Annotated in this window: 19 protein-coding genes; 8 read left to right on the top strand and 11 right to left on the bottom strand. The window is 37.7% G+C overall.

What is annotated here, in order from left to right; all coding sequences use genetic code 11:
* Window positions 1–48: 48 nt before the first annotated feature.
* From R2R28_RS17390 to R2R28_RS17400, 3 genes are all read right to left on the bottom strand, one after another.
* Window positions 49–1,050 carry a FecR family protein gene (locus R2R28_RS17390; protein WP_316826958.1) on the bottom strand — a complete coding sequence of 334 codons (1,002 nt, stop codon included), beginning with the start codon at window positions 1,048–1,050 and terminating at the stop codon, window positions 49–51.
* A gap of 489 nt (window positions 1,051–1,539) precedes the next feature.
* A complete protein-coding gene (locus R2R28_RS17395; RefSeq protein WP_316826959.1) occupies window positions 1,540–2,106 on the bottom strand; it encodes an RNA polymerase sigma factor in 567 nt (188 codons plus the stop codon).
* A 60-nt stretch (window positions 2,107–2,166) separates the two neighbouring features.
* A complete protein-coding gene (locus R2R28_RS17400; protein ID WP_316826960.1) occupies window positions 2,167–3,405 on the bottom strand; it encodes a sterol desaturase family protein in 1,239 nt (412 codons plus the stop codon).
* Window positions 3,406–3,567: 162 nt separating this feature from the next.
* Here R2R28_RS17400 and R2R28_RS17405 point away from each other — a divergent pair, with 162 nt between their 5' ends.
* The 5 genes from R2R28_RS17405 to R2R28_RS17425 all read left to right on the top strand — a co-directional run bounded on the left by R2R28_RS17405 (window position 3,568) and on the right by R2R28_RS17425 (window position 8,585).
* Window positions 3,568–4,326, top strand: a complete 759-nt coding sequence (locus tag R2R28_RS17405) for an ROK family protein (protein WP_316826961.1) — start codon at window positions 3,568–3,570, stop codon at window positions 4,324–4,326.
* Window positions 4,327–4,412: 86 nt separating this feature from the next.
* Window positions 4,413–5,828 carry an NADP-dependent phosphogluconate dehydrogenase gene (gene gndA, locus R2R28_RS17410; protein WP_316826962.1) on the top strand — a complete coding sequence of 472 codons (1,416 nt, stop codon included), beginning with the start codon at window positions 4,413–4,415 and terminating at the stop codon, window positions 5,826–5,828.
* Window positions 5,829–5,857: 29 nt separating this feature from the next.
* Entirely contained in the window at window positions 5,858–7,372 is a 1,515-nt protein-coding gene (gene zwf / locus R2R28_RS17415) for a glucose-6-phosphate dehydrogenase (RefSeq protein ID WP_316826963.1), read from the top strand.
* A gap of 123 nt (window positions 7,373–7,495) precedes the next feature.
* Window positions 7,496–8,221, top strand: coding sequence for a 6-phosphogluconolactonase (pgl, locus tag R2R28_RS17420; RefSeq protein ID WP_316826964.1), 726 nt, complete (start codon window positions 7,496–7,498; stop codon window positions 8,219–8,221).
* Between the two features lie 4 nt (window positions 8,222–8,225).
* Window positions 8,226–8,585: a DUF5655 domain-containing protein gene (locus R2R28_RS17425; protein WP_316826965.1), complete on the top strand. Its 360-nt coding sequence runs from the start codon at window positions 8,226–8,228 to the stop codon at window positions 8,583–8,585.
* Between the two features lie 444 nt (window positions 8,586–9,029).
* On the opposite strand, the gene R2R28_RS17430 is transcribed toward R2R28_RS17425, so the two are convergent.
* The gene (locus R2R28_RS17430) at window positions 9,030–10,274 is read right to left on the bottom strand and encodes an ABC transporter permease (protein ID WP_316826966.1); all 1,245 of its coding nucleotides are present in this window, start codon (window positions 10,272–10,274) and stop codon (window positions 9,030–9,032) included.
* A gap of 200 nt (window positions 10,275–10,474) precedes the next feature.
* Here R2R28_RS17430 and queA point away from each other — a divergent pair, with 200 nt between their 5' ends.
* Window positions 10,475–11,524 carry a tRNA preQ1(34) S-adenosylmethionine ribosyltransferase-isomerase QueA gene (gene queA / locus R2R28_RS17435; protein WP_316826967.1) on the top strand — a complete coding sequence of 350 codons (1,050 nt, stop codon included), beginning with the start codon at window positions 10,475–10,477 and terminating at the stop codon, window positions 11,522–11,524.
* A gap of 104 nt (window positions 11,525–11,628) precedes the next feature.
* On the top strand, window positions 11,629–12,294 hold the full coding sequence (locus tag R2R28_RS17440; RefSeq protein WP_316826968.1) for a 2-C-methyl-D-erythritol 4-phosphate cytidylyltransferase: 666 nt from the start codon (window positions 11,629–11,631) through the stop codon (window positions 12,292–12,294).
* Window positions 12,295–12,455: 161 nt separating this feature from the next.
* Here R2R28_RS17440 and R2R28_RS17445 read toward each other — a convergent pair whose 3' ends face one another.
* From R2R28_RS17445 to R2R28_RS17475, 7 genes are all read right to left on the bottom strand, one after another.
* Window positions 12,456–12,614, bottom strand: coding sequence for a lmo0937 family membrane protein (locus R2R28_RS17445; protein WP_316826969.1), 159 nt, complete (start codon window positions 12,612–12,614; stop codon window positions 12,456–12,458).
* A 359-nt stretch (window positions 12,615–12,973) separates the two neighbouring features.
* The gene (locus R2R28_RS17450) at window positions 12,974–13,195 is read right to left on the bottom strand and encodes a DUF2795 domain-containing protein (RefSeq protein WP_010603503.1); all 222 of its coding nucleotides are present in this window, start codon (window positions 13,193–13,195) and stop codon (window positions 12,974–12,976) included.
* 84 nt (window positions 13,196–13,279) lie between these two features.
* Window positions 13,280–13,828: a cob(I)yrinic acid a,c-diamide adenosyltransferase gene (locus tag R2R28_RS17455; RefSeq protein WP_316826970.1), complete on the bottom strand. Its 549-nt coding sequence runs from the start codon at window positions 13,826–13,828 to the stop codon at window positions 13,280–13,282.
* Window positions 13,829–13,900: 72 nt separating this feature from the next.
* A complete protein-coding gene (locus R2R28_RS17460; protein WP_316826971.1) occupies window positions 13,901–14,659 on the bottom strand; it encodes an ABC transporter ATP-binding protein in 759 nt (252 codons plus the stop codon).
* 106 nt (window positions 14,660–14,765) lie between these two features.
* The gene (locus tag R2R28_RS17465) at window positions 14,766–15,212 is read right to left on the bottom strand and encodes a hypothetical protein (RefSeq protein ID WP_316826972.1); all 447 of its coding nucleotides are present in this window, start codon (window positions 15,210–15,212) and stop codon (window positions 14,766–14,768) included.
* Between the two features lie 43 nt (window positions 15,213–15,255).
* Window positions 15,256–15,546, bottom strand: coding sequence for an Asp-tRNA(Asn)/Glu-tRNA(Gln) amidotransferase subunit GatC (gatC, locus tag R2R28_RS17470; RefSeq protein WP_316826973.1), 291 nt, complete (start codon window positions 15,544–15,546; stop codon window positions 15,256–15,258).
* Window position 15,547: 1 nt separating this feature from the next.
* Window positions 15,548–16,273 carry a lysophospholipid acyltransferase family protein gene (locus R2R28_RS17475; protein WP_316826974.1) on the bottom strand — a complete coding sequence of 242 codons (726 nt, stop codon included), beginning with the start codon at window positions 16,271–16,273 and terminating at the stop codon, window positions 15,548–15,550.
* Between the two features lie 567 nt (window positions 16,274–16,840).
* Between R2R28_RS17475 and trpS the strand changes: the two genes are divergently transcribed.
* Window positions 16,841–17,839 carry a tryptophan--tRNA ligase gene (trpS, locus tag R2R28_RS17480; protein WP_316826975.1) on the top strand — a complete coding sequence of 333 codons (999 nt, stop codon included), beginning with the start codon at window positions 16,841–16,843 and terminating at the stop codon, window positions 17,837–17,839.
* The last annotated feature ends 18 nt before the right edge of the window (window positions 17,840–17,857 follow it).

Here is a 17,857-nt window from a genome sequence, read left to right on the forward strand (position 1 = left end):
TTTTCGTCTTTAGTAATTTTATATCATATCTATTTTTATAGTTTATCGTTAATAAATGATTACTTTATTTTCATAGATTTTGTATTTTGAGTCCGATAGCTTCGCAATTACATCCATAATCTGCTTGGCCGAACACTTATCAAATTTTGCAGTAAGCTTCACCTCTTTTAAAGCTTCAGTTTTAATTTCAATATCCAGGTCGTACTCACGGGCAATTACTTCTGCTATTTCTGCCAGGGGTTTATCGTAAAAAAAGATTTTATATTCCCTCCACCCATCAAAATCGATGGCGTTTACCTGCGTTTTTATAAGCTTACCATTATTTTTATTAATGGTAAGCTGTTCATTTGGTAAAAGAAATTGAACAGGATGCACTTTATCCTTATTTTTAAATACTACGCCTACTTTACCCGTTTGAACAGTAATGGTGATGGCCTTTAAAGATGGGTAAGCATTAATATTGAATGAAGTTCCCAAAACGGTGGTACTTACTTCTCCCGTGTGTACAATAAAAGGTTGTTTGGTACGGTGCTGCACATCAAAAAAAGCTTCGCCTTCTAAATAAACGATCCTTTTGCCGGTATTAAAATTTAGCGCATAACGGATTTTACTATCGCCATTTAGGTAAATATTAGAACCATCAGGCATGGTAACCAACCTTTTTTGTCCGCGTGGGTTATAAATTTCATTGTAAACAACCGGATCAGCCTTTTTTGGATGAAAATTATTAAAATACAGCAACGGTAACAATGCAATCACCACTATTGCTGCAGCCATTGTAAAATATTTAGTGAAATTTATTTTCCTCGCAACCGGAAACTGATCAACGGTGCCCTTTTCGATATGCTGTTGAATGGCCGACCAGCTTTTTTGCTGATTTACAGGTTTGTTCAGGTAATAATCTGCGGTTTCAAAAGCTTGCAGCGTTTCTCTGAAAATCTGCTGATTCTGCTGATTGCTCCCTACCCATAGCAGTAAATCAGTTAAATCTTCACTGCCAATGGTTTTTTTGCTGTAATCTTCTATTAATTTGTAATAACGTTCGTCCATTTAATCATGCTGTTCTGGGAGTAAGACAGATTATAAGGAAAGGATACGTAGCGAAAAACATCAAGTTATTGTTAACAAATTGTTAAGTATAAAGAATTGATGGGTAGGCTAAATCCATCGCTAATTTAATAAAGCGTATCATCTTAAATGATGGATAACTAATTTTTAGGGTTTGGAAATGAAAAGTAAGTGTTTTATAGAAACTTTAGCACCGCCAGCCCCTCCTTTAGGGTTTAAACACAAAAACCTGTTGCAAACCATCCGAATCTGCCGGTGCAAAATGCTTTAACTTATGAGCAACAGCCCTGGGTTAAATAAACCCGATTGCCGGGAAGAGCTTCCGATTTTTCATCGGAGCTCGTACCAAAAGCGGGACAGAAAAAGCCTATGGAAAACTGAATCTGCTTTTCCAATCAAAACTAATGTAATTAAATGATCGTTCTTAAAGTAACCAGGTTTTAACCTTGTAAGCAGGCAAAGAATAGTTAATTATATAGCCGATCGGTTGGTAGTTAAGGAACGGAAGTTTTTAACGGCCTGGTATAATAAAGTTTCTACCGTTCTTACCGAAATACTCAATAAATCGGCGATAATATTTTTTTCAAGCATCTCGATACGGCTCATTAAAAGCACTTCCCTTTGTCTTTCAGGCAGGAGATTAATTAGAGCAATAATCTCTGAATAAGATTCCCTGCTGGTTAAAAGTTCTTGTGGGTTTAAATAACCGTCAGGATAATCAAGCGTATTTTCATGATCGTTTAAACTTAAGATGTTTAATTTTACCCGCTGGATTTCATTGAAGGATAAATTTTTAGCAGCCGTAAAGAGGTATTTCCTGATCGATTTGATCTGAAGCTCATTCCGTTTGTCCCACAGTTTCATAAAAAGATCTGCAACCAGTTCTTCCGCTTTATTGTAATCCTTAATATAAATGGAGGTAAATTTACATAAGGCGGGATAATACCTGTTAAAAAGCGTTTCGAGTGCAAGGCTGTCCTGATTGACCAGTAAACACATCAAATCTTCATCACTTTTGCTTAAATATACATCCTTCATCTTGGATGCAAAAGTAGCAGGGCAACATTACGGTAATATTAAGTAAACTTTGCCTTTAAGTTACCGATGTATTAATTGTGTTGTGCTAATATTCAGAACGTGCTTTTTATAAAGGCTGTTCAACGAGAAATTCCGTTCAAGAATGATCAGGCCTACAACAGGAAATATCAACAGTTCAATGATATTGAATGTATAGAAGAAATAACCAAATACGAGGATCAGCCTGAAACATTCCAGGTAGTAAATCCACTTTCGCTGTTCCAGCAGCGCCCCAATATTAATCAGTGTAACCAAAATAAAAATTGCAATGGCCATTTTATGTACCATAGTTAAATACCCGTAAAACATGGTACTTCCGGTAAGCATGGCCACCACCATAATTAACTGGATATTTAAATAGATTTTAAACTTCGGTTTGGGTTTAACGTCATGCTGAATTTTGTTCTGATAATAACGTTCTTCCAAAACCGGCCTGATATTCTGATCCATTAGCGCCGGACTACCAAAAACAGCATTCCATTTCGCTTTAAATCCATCTGCACGCCTGTAGGCTTCTGCAATTTCCAGGTAATAATGGAAATGTTGCCATAGGAAACTATAACTTTTAATGGGATGTGTTAAACCATATTTCGGTGCTTCTTCTTCTTTTTGAAAGGTGTCAAATAATTTATCCCAGAAAACAAAAACGTCGCCGTAATTTTTATCCAGGTATTTTTCGTCTGACGCGTGGTGAACACCATGTAAAGAAGGTGTAATGAATATATTTTCGAGCCAGCCCAATTTGCCAATCAGTTGTGTATGTGTAAAAAACGAATAAGCGCCATGTGCCAGCAAAATGGTGATGATCATATTGGGATGAAAACCAACCAGTGGCAGGATGCACCAGAACACATTTCGGAAAACGGCCTGAATAGTCGTAATCCTGGCCGCTGCCGATAAATTAAACTCTTCGCTCTGGTGGTGTACAATATGCGCTGCCCACAAAAAATTAATCTCATGCCCTAACCTGTGGTACCAATACCAAACCAGGTCGGTAGCAAGTAATAACAATATCCATACATACCATTTGGTAGAAATATCAAAAATGGCATAACTGCTATAAACCCATCTGTAAACCTGGTAAAAACTGGCAGCAATAAACAGGTTTAATAACCTTTCGGCAATGCCTACACTAAAATTTGCAACCGTACTTTCGTATTTAAAAATTTTCGCCTTATTTTGATGCCGGGCGATCTTAAATTCTATATACACAAAAATAAAAAATGCTGGTATAGCAAATGCCAGGTAGTTTACCGTCATAACAATTTGGTCTTTTTTAATTTAACGCAACAAACATAAAAATATTCTATTAAATACATAGATTTTATAGAATATATTATTACACATAAATTACTTCCATCTTGATTTAATGTTTGTTGTTTTAATTTATTTGTAGAACTTCGGAATTATAAATACAGAATTATGGCTACACAGAAAAAAGCTGAAAACAACAATATATTATCGATAGATATTGGCGGAACCAGTATAAAAACCGTTCTTTTAGATGAAGGTGGGAACATGCTTACCGAATATTTAAAAAGTAAAACCCCGCCAGAGGCTACACCAAAAGATATTGTTACCGGTATAGTGGAGTTGATTAAGCCTTTTCCTGATAGTTATAACCGGGTATCGATCGGATTTCCGGGTTACGTTAAAAACGGGATTGTTAAAACCGCTCCCAACCTCGCTAAAAACAAATGGGCAGATATTGATCTTGCCCAACGTGTAGCCAACGAGCTTGGCAAACCTGTACGTTTGGTAAACGATGCCGACCAGCAGGGCTTAGGTGTGGTTGATGGTAAAGGTTTTGAAATTGTTTTTACTGTGGGCACCGGCTTTGGTACAGCACTGTTATTTGATGGAGAATTGCTTCCACATTTAGAATTGGCACATTTCCCGATCAATAAGGAAGAAGATTATGATGATTACATTGGAAATAAGGCTTTCGAAAAAATCGGTACCGAGCGCTGGAACAAAAGGTTAAAAAAGGTAATCGAAATTTATAAAACCGTTTTCAATTACGATACCTTATATATAGGTGGCGGAAATTCGAAACAGATTGATTTCAAGCTCGAAGATAATATAAAAATCGTAACCAACAGAGATGGCATTAAAGGCGGTGCGAAACTTTGGAAACTGGCCGATAAGTACAATATCTTTACGGTTGAACCTAAAAAATAATTGATCTTTATTACAATCTTTTAACAACAATAGCTGCAATATTAATTTGTAAACCCTAATTTTGGGTGCATTCTAAAAAATAAAAAATGGCAAATAACGATTCGAAAAAATATAAATTGGGAATGATTGGTTTGGGCACTATGGGCCGCAACCTTTTGTTAAATATGGCTGATAAGGGTTTTTCTGTAACGGGTTACGATAAAGACCGTAAGATGATCGCTAAGCTTGAAGAAGAAGGTAAAAAGCATAATTTAGAAGGGTTTGATCATATTGAAAGCTTTATTTCGAGCTTAGAAACACCCCGTACATTAATTTTATTAGTGCCTGCCGGACCAATTGTAGATAGTGTTATTGCAGAGTTAAAACCACTTTTAAGCAAAGGTGATATCATTATTGATAGCGGTAACTCACATTTTACCGATACCAACCGCCGTGTAGATGAATTGGAAAAAGATGGCCTGCATTTCTTCGGAATGGGTATTTCTGGTGGTGAAGAAGGTGCACGTTTTGGTCCAAGTATGATGCCAGGTGGTGATAAACAAGCTTATAACGTAGTTAAAGATGTTTTCGACGCTGTTGCGGCAAAAGTAGGTACCGATCCTTGTGTAACTTATATTGGTCCAGGCGCTTCTGGTCACTTTGTTAAAATGGTGCACAATGGTATCGAATATGCCATTATGGAACTGATTGCCGAAGTGTATGGTATTCTTAAAAATGGTTTAGGCTACTCCAACGACGAAATTTATAAAGTATTTAAAAAATGGAATGAAGGCAGATTGCAATCTTTCTTATTGGAAATTACGGCTGAAATCTTCTTATTTAAAGATACTGAAACACAAAACGATCTTTTAGATCAGATTAAAGATGAAGCCCGTTCAAAAGGTACCGGAAAGTGGACTTCAGAGGTTTCAATGGAACTTCAATTGCCAATTCCAACCATTAACGAAGCTGTTTCTAACCGTGATTTATCTAAATTTAAAGCCTTAAGGGTTTCTTTAGAAGAAGCTTTCGGTAAAAAAGACACCAAAATAGAGGTAACCATTGAAGAACTGGAAGATGCATTTTACTTCTCTATGATCAGTGCTTATGCACAAGGTATGCACTTATTGGTTCAGGCTTCGAAAGAATATAAATACGATCTGCAATTGCAAGAAATTGCTAAAATCTGGCGTGGTGGCTGTATCATCAGGGCTAAATTTTTAGAAGATATTTATCAGGCTTACGATAAAAACAACACTTTAGAACATTTATTTGGCGATGCCGGTATCCAGAACATCATTAAAGGTACTTTAGCTGGTACACGCAAAACTATTGGTGCATGTATCATTTCAGGCCTGGGTATTCCTGCGTTTGCATCTACCTTAACCTATTTTGATACCATTACCACCGGCAGAATGCCTTCTAATTTAATCCAGGCACAAAGAGATTTCTTCGGTGCGCACACTTTTGAGCGTATAGATAAAGAAGGTGTTTTCCATGCCGACTGGAATAAATTATCATAACCTATTTGATTCACGAACAACAATATAAAATGAAAACCAAAACCGCATTAAACCCTACCATTTTTGTAATATTTGGTGGAACAGGTGATTTAAACAAAAGAAAACTAGCACCTGCCCTATATAACTTATTTATAGAGGGTTATATGCCAGATAAGTTTGCCATTATTGGTACAGGCAGAACTGAATTTACTGATGACAGCTATAAAGCTGCCTTAGAAGATGCCGTAAACCAGTTTAGCCGTAGCGGAAAAGTAAAAAAGGAAAAATGGGAGAATTTTGGAAACACCATCCACTACTGCCCTACCGATTTTGCCCAGCCAAAAACATTCGAAAACCTTAAAGAGGCTGTAGAAAAATACCAGAAAGAATATGGAGCAGGTACACAGGTAATTTTCTACCTGGCCGTTGCACCTAACTTCTTCCCTATTATTGCAGAGTGTTTACAGAAATATAAACTTACGCAGGACGAAGATAACAGTCGTATCGTTATTGAAAAGCCTTTTGGTCACGATTTAGAGTCGGCAAAAGAATTAAATACTTTATTGGCAACCATCTTTACCGAAAAGCAGATTTATCGTATTGATCACTATTTAGGTAAAGAGACCGTTCAGAACATGATGGCATTCCGCTTTGCCAATGCCCTTTTTGAACCATTGTGGAACAGATCATACATCGATCACGTTCAGATCTCCGTAACCGAACAGTTAGGCGTAGCCGATCGTGGTGGTTATTACGAAGGTTCCGGTGCATTAAGGGATATGATCCAAAATCACCTGTTACAACTGCTTTGTTTAATTGGCATGGAAGCCCCGATTAATTTTGATGCCGATGAAATCAGAAACCGTAAGGTGGAGGTTTTAAAAGCAATGCGTCCTTTTTCTGCAGAAGATATCCGTTTCCACACCGTTCGCGGTCAATACAGCAAAGGCTGGGTAGAAGGTAAAGAAGTTCCGGGTTACCGCCAGGAAAAAGGTGTAGATCCTCATTCTAATACCGAAACTTTTGCTGCAGTAAAATTCCACATCGATAACTGGAGATGGCAGGGTATTCCATTCTATTTAAGAACAGGAAAACGTTTGAACCAAACTTCATCTTTAATTACCATCCAGTTTAGGGATGTGCCTCACCAGATCTTTTCATCAGGTGTAACCGAAAACTGGCAACAAAATCGGCTGGTAATCAGCATTCAGCCTGAAATGAGTATCCGCATGCAGGTACAGGCAAAAAGACCTGGTTTAGATATGGTTTTAAACCCTGTTGATATGGTTTTCGATTACAAAGGAACCTATGATGGAGACACTCCGGAGGCTTACGAAACACTGTTATTAGATGCCATGATGGGCGATCAGACTTTGTTTATGCGAGGCGACCAGGTAGAAGCTGCATGGGAACTGGTAATGCCGATTTTAAATACTTGGGAAAGCAAAAAATCAATTAATTTCCCGAACTACCCTGCCGATAGCTGGGGACCGGAAGAAGCCGAAGCATTAATTGCAAGAGATGGTTTCCATTGGTTTAACCTGCCATTAAAGAATAAGGAATAAATCAGGTTGATGGTTCATGGTCAAATAGTTTCATAGCCATCAATAAATTGTCATTCTGAGCCTGTCGAAGAACTTAAAGAGGTGTTTCGACAAGCTCAACATGACATTACTTAAAACAATAAAATGAATCTACTCATATATAAAACATTAGAAGAACTTAACCAGGATCTGGCAGATTATGTAATTAAAATTGCAGAAATGTCTATCGAAGAAAACGATCGTTTCAATTTCGTATTAACTGGTGGAAGTTCTCCTAAAGCGCTTTATCATTTTCTGGCTACTGAAGGTCAACACCGCATTGATTGGGAAAAAGTGTACTTCTTTTTTGGTGACGAACGTAATGTTCCGGCCAATGATGATAACTACAACGGATTAATGGCTAAAAAAACCATTTTAGATCCGTTGGGTATTAAAGAAGATCACATTTTTTATGTAAATACTACTTTAGCACCCGAAAAAGCAGCTATTGAATATAAAAAAGCTATTGATCAACATTTTAAAGGTGAGGATATCGTATTCGACCTGATTCTTTTAGGTATGGGCGATGATGCGCACACTGCGTCTATTTTCCCGCATACTACTTTGGTTAAAGATGAAGAAGTAAATGTGGCTTCCGTATATGTAGAAAAACTGGATACTTACCGCATCAGTTTTACGGCTCCGTTAATTAACAAGGCCGATAATGTAGCATTTTTGGTTTTTGGAGAAAACAAAGCAGAAGCCTTAAAACATGTAATTGGCGATGCAGAAAAAAATGCAGACTTATACCCTTCTCAGTTAATCGATCCGGTTGATGGTAAATTAACCTGGTTTACCGATGAGGCGGCAACAAAACTATTAGAGGATTAAAAAGATGGTGTCTGAAGAAAAATATTTATCAGACTTTTTAAACGGCAAAACGGAATATACCTTAGGGTTATTCCGTTTTTTTATGGATCAACTGGCAGAGATGGGTAAAATCAGTCTCCATCCAACCAAATCAATGATTGCCATTGAATCTAAAACCACTTTTGCTTACATTACACAGCTCGGTAAAAATTTTGTGCATGTAGTTATTCCTTTTCATCAGGCTTATCTAGATAATCTCTGTTTTTCTAAAATAGCCCAGGTGCCCGGCACCAACCAATTTAACCACCATTTGAGAATTTATTTCAAAGAAGACATCAACGATGAAGTGAAAAGTTTTTTAAAAATGGCTATTGCAAAAGTCTAATGTAGGTTAAGTTAAGCGCGGTTTTTGCCAGTCTGAGCTTGTTGTCGAAGAATTCTAATTAAAAAACAAAGCATAGGTCCTTCTACAGGCTATCAATGACAGGTTCTAAAGAATGGTCGTCATTCCCGCGCAGGCGGAAATCTTAATGCAACCTGCAATCCCTACCAAGGCATTACGATTGCCAGTCGAGCTGGCAATGACGATTCTACGCAATGTCATTAAACCTCCAATGTATTTGAAAATTCTAACCTCTATCAATGACAGGTTTAAAAAATCGGCCGTCATTCCCGCGCAGGCGGGAATCTTAATGCAACCTGCAACCCCTACTAAGGCATTACGATTGCCAGTGGAGCGGGCAATGACGATTCTGCACTGTCATTAAACCTCCAATGTATTTGCAAAATGCTAAGCGTTACCATGGTTTTATAGCAACCGAAAACTGAATTAACTTCTAATCGCCTCCACCGGATCTAATCTTGAAGCTGAATAAGCTGGCCAAAAACCAGAAATCGTTCCGATAATGATGGAAATACCTATACCCAGGGCAATATTATTTAAGCCAAGGATAATATGAAAATCTGTTGCCGCCCCAATGGCTAAAGCGAGTAGAAAGACGAGGAGCAAGCCCAGCAACCCACCTAAAATACAAAGTGAAATTGATTCAAATATAAACTGTAATAAAATAAAGTAATTTTTGGCACCCAATGATTTTTGAATCCCAATAATATTGGTGCGTTCTTTAACCGATACAAACATGATATTGGCAATACTAAAGCCACCAACCAGAATCGAAAACCCTCCGATTACCCAGCCGGCAATGTTTACCATTTTAAACATCGAATCCAATTGGTTAGAAATGATCGTGGTTTTATTTAAGGCAAAATCTTCCTCTTGTCCGGGCCTGATCCTATGGATAGAACGCATCAAACCTTTCAATTCGCTCTCTACTTCTTCTAAACTTACATTATCTTTACCACGAACGGTAATCTGCGGACCATAACGCTCGTTCTGAATATCTAAAACGCCTTTAGCAAAGCTGATCGGTATATTAACGTTTTTATCCAGCGAAGTACCCAACATATCTTCCCCTTCTTTTTTGAAAACGCCAACCACAGTTAACCTACGGCCTAAAATTTGCACCTGTTTGCCTACAGCTTCATCACCGTCAAAAAGTCCGGCGGCTACGTCCGAGCCCAAAATACATACCGGTGTTCCGTTTTTGCTTTCATTTTCGGTAAAATACCTGCCGTCCTGAAGTTCGAAATTCCAGGTTTTATTAAAATCATGTGAGGCTGCCCAAACCGAAATCCCTTCTACAGAGCTGCTTCGGTATTTTATGGTTCTGTCACTTGTTGATATTTCGAAGGTAACACCTTGTGCATTTTCAATCCTTTCTCTTAAGGCTTCAAAATCACGCAATGAGGGCTGAGGACGGTTCATATATTTCCACCAGGGATAATTATCGCCAAAGCTCCATGGCCACTTTTGAACGTAAATGGTATTAGAACCCAGTTTATCTACGCTCGATTGTAATTTACCACGAAAAGTATCTACCGCAGAGAATACAGCGATAATGGTAAAAATACCGATTGTTATAGCCAAAAGCGATAACATGGTGCGTAATTTATTCTGGCGCAACGCATCAAATGCAAAACGGAAACTCTCGCCTATTAGCCTAAAGATTATCATAATTAAAGGTTAGATGCAAAGCCGTTGAAAAGGTTACAGCTTATCTTCAAAACTAATTAATTTTATGTGCACTACGCATCTAAACGCCGTATTATTTGTTTTAAAATGAGGTAAAACATAATATACTTTAAATGCGTTTGATAAAATACGGAAAAGAAAAATTAAATTCGTATTTTTGCACCTCAAAAAATTCATCAAGAATGAAATTATCACAATTCAAATTCAACTTACCAGAATCATTAATAGCCAATAATCCGGCCGAACAACGCGATGAAGCCCGCCTAATGGTATTGCATAAAGACAGCGGTAAAATTGAACATAAAATTTTCAAAGACGTTTTAGGTTATTTCGATGACAAGGACGTAATGATATTAAATAACACTAAAGTTTTTCCTGCCCGTTTATACGGCAATAAAGAGAAAACCGGTGCTACTATCGAAGTTTTCTTATTGCGTGAATTAAACAAGGAATTACGTTTATGGGACGTTTTGGTAGATCCAGCCCGTAAAATCCGTGTAGGTAATAAATTATACTTCGGCGACGACGACCTGTTGGTAGCCGAGGTTGTAGATAACACTACATCACGTGGCCGTACCATCCGTTTCTTGTTTGAAGGTACTGACGAAGAGTTTAGAAAAAACGTTGAAATTTTAGGAGAAACACCACTTCCTAAATACATTAAACGTAAAGCAACAGCTGAAGATAAAGAACGTTATCAAACTATTTTCGCTAAACATGAAGGTGCTGTAGCGGCTCCAACTGCTGGTTTGCACTTTAGCCGTGAGTTAATGAAACGTTTAGAGCTTAAGGGAATAGAATTCGCAGAAGTAACTTTACACGTTGGTTTAGGTACTTTCAGAACTGTTGAGGTTGAGGATTTAACCAAACACAAAATGGATTCTGAGCAGTTCATTATCGAGCCTAAAGATGCAGGTATCGTGAATAAGGCAATAGAAGAGAAAAGAAAAATCTGCGCGGTTGGAACAACTTCAATGCGTGCTATCGAATCTGCCGTTTCCGCTAACAGAACATTAAAAGCTGCAAACGACTGGACAAGTAAATTCATCTTCCCTCCTTACGATTTCAGTATTGCAAATTCGATGATTACTAATTTCCACACACCAGAATCTACTTTATTGATGATGGTTAGTGCATTTGGTGGTTACGAGAATGTAATGAATGCATACGAAGTTGCCGTAAAAGAAAAGTATAAATTTTACAGCTATGGTGATGCCATGCTAATTATCTAAATTTGGATTAAGATAACGAGTATTAAGTAGCGAGTATCAAGTATTAAGGACGAATTATCACCTTGATACTTGATATTTGATTCCTTATATCTTGATACTAAAACATGAAATACTACGCTATAATTGTAGCAGGCGGTTCTGGAAATCGGATGCAAACAGAAACCCCAAAACAATTTCTACTGCTTAAAAACCTCCCGGTTTTGATGCATACGATAAAAGCTTTTGCGCAAAGCGATACACAACCCAGAATTTTATTGGTACTCAGCAAAGAGCAACAAGGCTACTGGGCGCGTTTATGCGAAGAATTTAATTTTCGCATTCCTCACGATGTTATTGATGGCGGTAATGAACGCTTTCATTCGGTAAAAAACGCTATAGAAACCATAACGGAAGATAGCTTTGTAGCCATACATGATGCAGTACGTCCCTTGATATCCAAATCTCTTATAGACAACTGTTTTAAAGAGGCAGAGGCACAAGGAAACGTGATTGCTGCCGTACAATCAAGCGATAGCGTTCGCATGCTTAGAGACGAAAAAACATCAGCTTTAAAGCGCGATGAGATCTACCTGGTACAAACACCACAAACCTTTAGTCTTAATGTGCTTAAAGAAGCTTATCATCAGGATTTTGCTGGTCATTTTACTGATGATGCCAGTGTAGTAGAATCTATTGGTTACAATATCAATATTATTGAGGGCGAAAGGGGAAATATCAAAATCACTTACCCTATCGATCTCGAACTTGCAGAGTTGCTGCTAAAGAATTAAAAACCAGGGTTCCACTAATGATATACTAAGGTGCTGATCCCGAAGATTCGGTACAGCATGACGATCACGACAAAAAAAGGAGCTTCAATTAACATTAAAGCTCCTTTTTATTTTCATCTGTTTAAACGATGTTAAACCTATAAATGCCCGCTAAATATATTTTATGCGGCCCTGCCAATAACTTTAAGCAGGATTGCAATAACTGCGATTACCAATAAAACGTGGATTATACTACCAACGTCGCCGAAGCCGTGAAATATAAATCCGATTACCCATAGTATTACCAATACTACTGCGACTAAATACAATAAATTTCCCATAGTGTTAATTTTTTAAGCAATGTTATATTATTGCTCTATTAACACGCGGCTTTTAAGTTTTGTTTAAAAAATGTAAGTTTTATTTAAAAAGAATGCTTAAAATATGTCTTTGTGATGAATGAGGAGGATTTAGCAGGTCTATCCAACACGCTACACTTCGCTATTTATAAAAGCATAATAGAGAAATCCCTATGGCGAGGTACGAAGCAATCTTAAAGTTACCGCCTGTAGTGATCTCATTAAAATTGCTTCATTCAATAAAAATTGGCTTCGCGATAACGACGTCTGGCAGGTGCTAAAGAAAAAAGGCAACTTCCTTTTGGGAAATTGCCTTTTAAATTTTCTATTTAAACAAATTATTAATATTCGTCTTCGTTAAAGAAGAAATCCTCCTTAGTCGGATAATCCGGCCATATTTCTTCAATCGTTTCGTAAGGCTCGCCATCATCTTCCAATGCCTGTAAGTTTTCAATTACCTCTACAGGGGCACCAGAACGGATACCGTAATCAATTAATTCGTCTTTAGTTGCAGGCCATGGTGCGTCTTCCAAGTGCGATGCTAATTCTAATGTCCAATACATATCTTCAATTCTATTAAATTCTTATTCTTATTAAGCGCAAAGTATATTAAAATTTTTGAGCAAAACAAACTTATTTTTCCACTATTAAACACGTGGTATCCAAATGTTTTCTTCTGCTTTGAAATACGCGCTCAGTTTTCGTGCCAAAACAAACAAATAATCGCTCAAACGGTTCAAGTAAATCGTTACGTGCTCATCTACAAAGCTATTTTCTGCAAGTTCTACTGTCAGGCGTTCCGCCCTTCTGCAAACACAACGCGCAATATGGCAGTAAGAAACAACAGTATTTCCACCTGGCAGCACAAAATGCTTTAAAGCTGGCAGTGTTTCATTCATTAAATCCATCTCATTTTCCAGCAAGGTAATGTCAGCGTGGTGCAGGTCAGGGATTTTCATTTTAGATTTTTCAGGATCGGCAGCAAGTGATGCCCCTATCGTAAATAACCTATCCTGGATTTCCTTTAACAGCTGTTGATCGTGTGCGTCAATATCCTGGCACATGATTAAGCCGATGTACGAATTTAATTCATCAACGGTTCCGTAAGTTTCGATGCGCAAATGATATTTGGGAACCCGGGTACCACCAATTAATGATGTTTGCCCCTTGTCGCCGGTTTTAGTGTAGATTTTCATTTAGAAAGGTTGAAGGTTTAAGGCGTAAGGTTTAGGGTAAAACCTTACGCCTTAAACCTTATACCATACGCCCTAGTTCATTTTCTCCCAATCGCTGCCGTTATCTTTTAAAGCCTGCAAACGTGGGGAAACATTTTTAATATCGGTATTTAAATAATCGTTTTCGATCAATCCATCGCGCATCCTTACAATCCGATGCGCATGTTGTGCAATATCTTCTTCGTGCGTTACCAAAATGATGGTATTGCCTTTACTATGGATTTCTTCAAGCAAACCCATAATTTCTACTGAGGTTTTGGTATCTAAGTTACCAGTAGGCTCATCAGCCAGAATGATAGATGGATTATTGATTAATGCCCTGGCTACGGCCACACGCTGGCGCTGACCACCTGATAATTCGTTTGGTTTGTGATCCATACGGTTACCTAAACCCACGTTTTCTAATGCTTTGGCGGCCCTTGCATCCCTGTCTTTTTTGCTTGTGCCTGCATAAATTAAAGGGAGCGCTACGTTATCTAAGGAAGTGGAACGCGGCAATAAGTTAAAGGTTTGGAAAACGAAGCCGATTTCCTGGTTACGCACTTCTGCAAGTGCATCATCAGTCATATGGCTTACGTTGGTCCCGTTTAAAATATAAGTTCCGCTCGAAGGTGTATCCAAACAGCCTAAAATATTCATCAGGGTTGATTTGCCAGAACCGGATGGCCCCATCAATGCTACGAATTCGCCCTTATTGATATCTAACGAAACTGATTTTAGCGCATGAATAACTTCAGATCCAATAACATATTTACGGCCAATTTCTTTTATAGTAATGAGTGGTTTATCCATGTTTTTTCTTTTTTAGACAAGCGTAGCGGGTAAGATGTTACAAAATTATTTATTTGATTGTCCTTTTTGCTAAAATACTAGTTCATGCGTTTGAGTTCATTCCAATTTATGCAAATTTAAAACGGTTCATCAGATCAATAATAGCATTGTGAGGTTTGTCAAAATTATAGGTTGTAATATCAAATGTTTTACTCCAGTTTCGAAAATAAATAAAGAATATAAGATTTGTCATGTCTCCTGCATCCCCGCCGGTTGACTTAGACTCAATAGAATATGTTCCATATCTTATTATATCATCCCATTTATAAAAGATATAAGATAATTGTTTTTTAACTTTAATCCCATCGGGCGTTATTATAATTTCTGGCCATAAATTGTAAAGTAGCACGATGATAAGAGGCAAAAGAAGAACGGATAACACTATTAACAATTGAATGGCGTCAGAAAGCTTGTGAGATGATAATACTGTAAACATGAACACAGCTATAAGGAAAAACAATAATGCAATCCAAAGTACCGGTTTTTTTGATCTTCTTATCAGAATCTTTTCCATTCTTTTCGCATCATTTGCTGACCGTAAATAAAGTTACGGTTAATTATTTTTCGATAATTTTTGGCACCATAAAAAATTGATCGCTATGTTTTGCCGCATTTTTCAAACCATCAGCGGTAGAGATTTCTTGTTTAACCACATCTTCGCGCCAAACATTTACCGATTCGTTCATATAAACCAATGGTTTTACATTCGAAGTATCTAATTCATTCAATTTTTCCATAAATGACAATATTTTATTCATTTCAGGAATCAAAGTATCTACTTCCTTTTCATCAATATGAATTCGGGCCAGGTCGGCTATTTTATGGATTGTTTTTGCGTCTAAATTCATATTATACTAACTTACTGTCAATCAATTTAAAAACCTTTTCTTTTAAACCATCAGCATCAACATCGGCCAAAACTGAAGTGTTTATAGGTTTGTGGACGTAAATATCGCAAATTCCGGGCTTACTTCCATATTTTGCGCCGTCATCCCAGTTAATTTTCCAAACATCGGTAATGCTGACGGGCACTAACAGGATATTTTTATCTATCGCCAGGCGGAATGGCCCGTTTTTAAACTCGCCCAATTTTGGTGGATAATGATCATCGATCTTTCCTTCAGGAAAAATAACCAGGCTCATCCCCTTTTCTAAATTCTCGCCAGCTTTTTTAAATGCTTTAAATGCCGAAATTTTGCTATCGCGGTTAACGGAAATATCAATGGTTTTGAAAAAAATACCCAGTACCGGATTTTGCAACAGTTCATCCTTACCCATAAAATGGAATTTACCACGCCCCATGATACAGAAAATCATGATATCTAAATTGGAAGTATGGTTGGCGCAATAAATATAGGTTTGCTTAGGGTTAAGTTTTTCCTCGTAGTGATAGCGAAAAAAAACACCGGAAAACAGGCTGCATAAAAAACTATTGGCCTTGCGACAAAAGTTAAGGATGCTGTAATATTTTTCATTACGGGAAGTAATGTAGTAAAAGGGATAAAAGAGGGCGAAGAAAAACAGTATCCAGAATAAAAACCAAACCCGGTGTACTTGTCTTAGAAAGTGGATCATAGATGTACCAAAAATATAAAATTGTTTGATATTTCAAACTAAGTTTGGTTTTGGGGTAAGATTGTTGTGGTTGTTGTATGATACAGGCCAATGGCAATAATCATTGATATTATTTTGTGCCGGTGGAACACCAGCCACGGGGAAAAATATTTTTATTTCCATAGATAGATCTCTCCAACTTCGCTACGCTTCGGTCGAGAAAACGAACACAGATTAAACGGCTCTGTTATTGCAAAAAACCATTGTTTATAAACCTTATTGAAGTGTAAAGCCCCGAACGAGGAACGAGTGAGGACTTGTAACGGAAAGAAGGGCTACAACTTACGATGAAATGATGGCTTTCATTTCTTAATGATGGATATATTTTTTTTGCCGGTGAGACACCAACCAAGAGGAAAAATATTTTTATTTCCATAGATAGATCTCTCCACTTCGCTGCGCTTTGGTCGAGAAAACGAACGCGGGGTAAGAAACTTTGACTGAGATGGTAATATACTAAAAATTCTTACCACGAAAATTAAAGCGTTTTGCGGATTGCTTGTATTTTATTTTTAATTTCGTGCCATTATGAAAGAAACAGTGGTGAGCGGCATCCGCTCTACAGGAAAATTACATTTGGGTAATTACTACGGCGCGGTTAAAAACTTCGTTCAAATGCAGAACGATTACAATTGCTATTTTTTTATCGCCGATTTGCATTCTTTAACTACTCACCCTACTCCAGCCGATTTACATGGTAACATTAAACACGTATTGGTTGAGTACCTGGCAAGCGGAATTGATCCAGAAACCAGCACCATTTATATACAAAGTGATGTTCCGGAAATTGCGGAACTTTATTTATACCTGAACATGAACGCTTACATGGGCGAATTGGAGCGTAGCACTTCTTTTAAAGATAAGGTACGCGCTAACCCGGATAACGTTAATGCAGGGTTATTGACCTATCCGGTATTAATGGCAGCTGATATCCTGATCCACAAGGCTACAAAAGTACCTGTTGGAAAAGACCAGGAACAGCATTTAGAAATGGCCCGTACTTTCGGAAACCGTTTCAACAGGTTATATAACACCGAATATTTCCCTGAGCCATATGCTTTTAGTTTTACCGAAAAACTGGTTAAAGTGCCGGGTTTAGATGGTAAAGGCAAAATGGGTAAATCAGAAGGAGAAGCCAACGCGGTTTATTTATCAGATGATCCGGAAACCATCCGTAAAAAAGTAATGCGGGCGGTAAGCGACGGCGGTCCGACTGAAGAAAACCAGGCAAAACCAGAGCCGATCCAAAATCTTTTCGACCTGATGAAAGTAGTATCTAGTGTAGATACCCACCAGCATTTTGAAGATTTGTACAATAAAATGCAGATCCGTTATGGTGATTTCAAAAAACAACTGGCTGAGGACATGATTATTGCTACTGCACCAATGCGTGAGCGTATTCAGGACATCGCCAAAGATGATGCTTATTTAAGGCAGGTTGCTAAGCATGGCGCATTAAAAGCCCGTGAAAGTGCACAAAAAACCATCAGAGAGGTTCGTAGTTTAATCGGGTTTAAAAGTTTTTAATTATTTTTAATAGATTTG

This window comes from Pedobacter miscanthi, assembly GCF_032678605.1.
In the GTDB taxonomy this organism is placed as follows: Bacteria; Bacteroidota; Bacteroidia; order Sphingobacteriales; family Sphingobacteriaceae; genus Pedobacter; species Pedobacter miscanthi_A.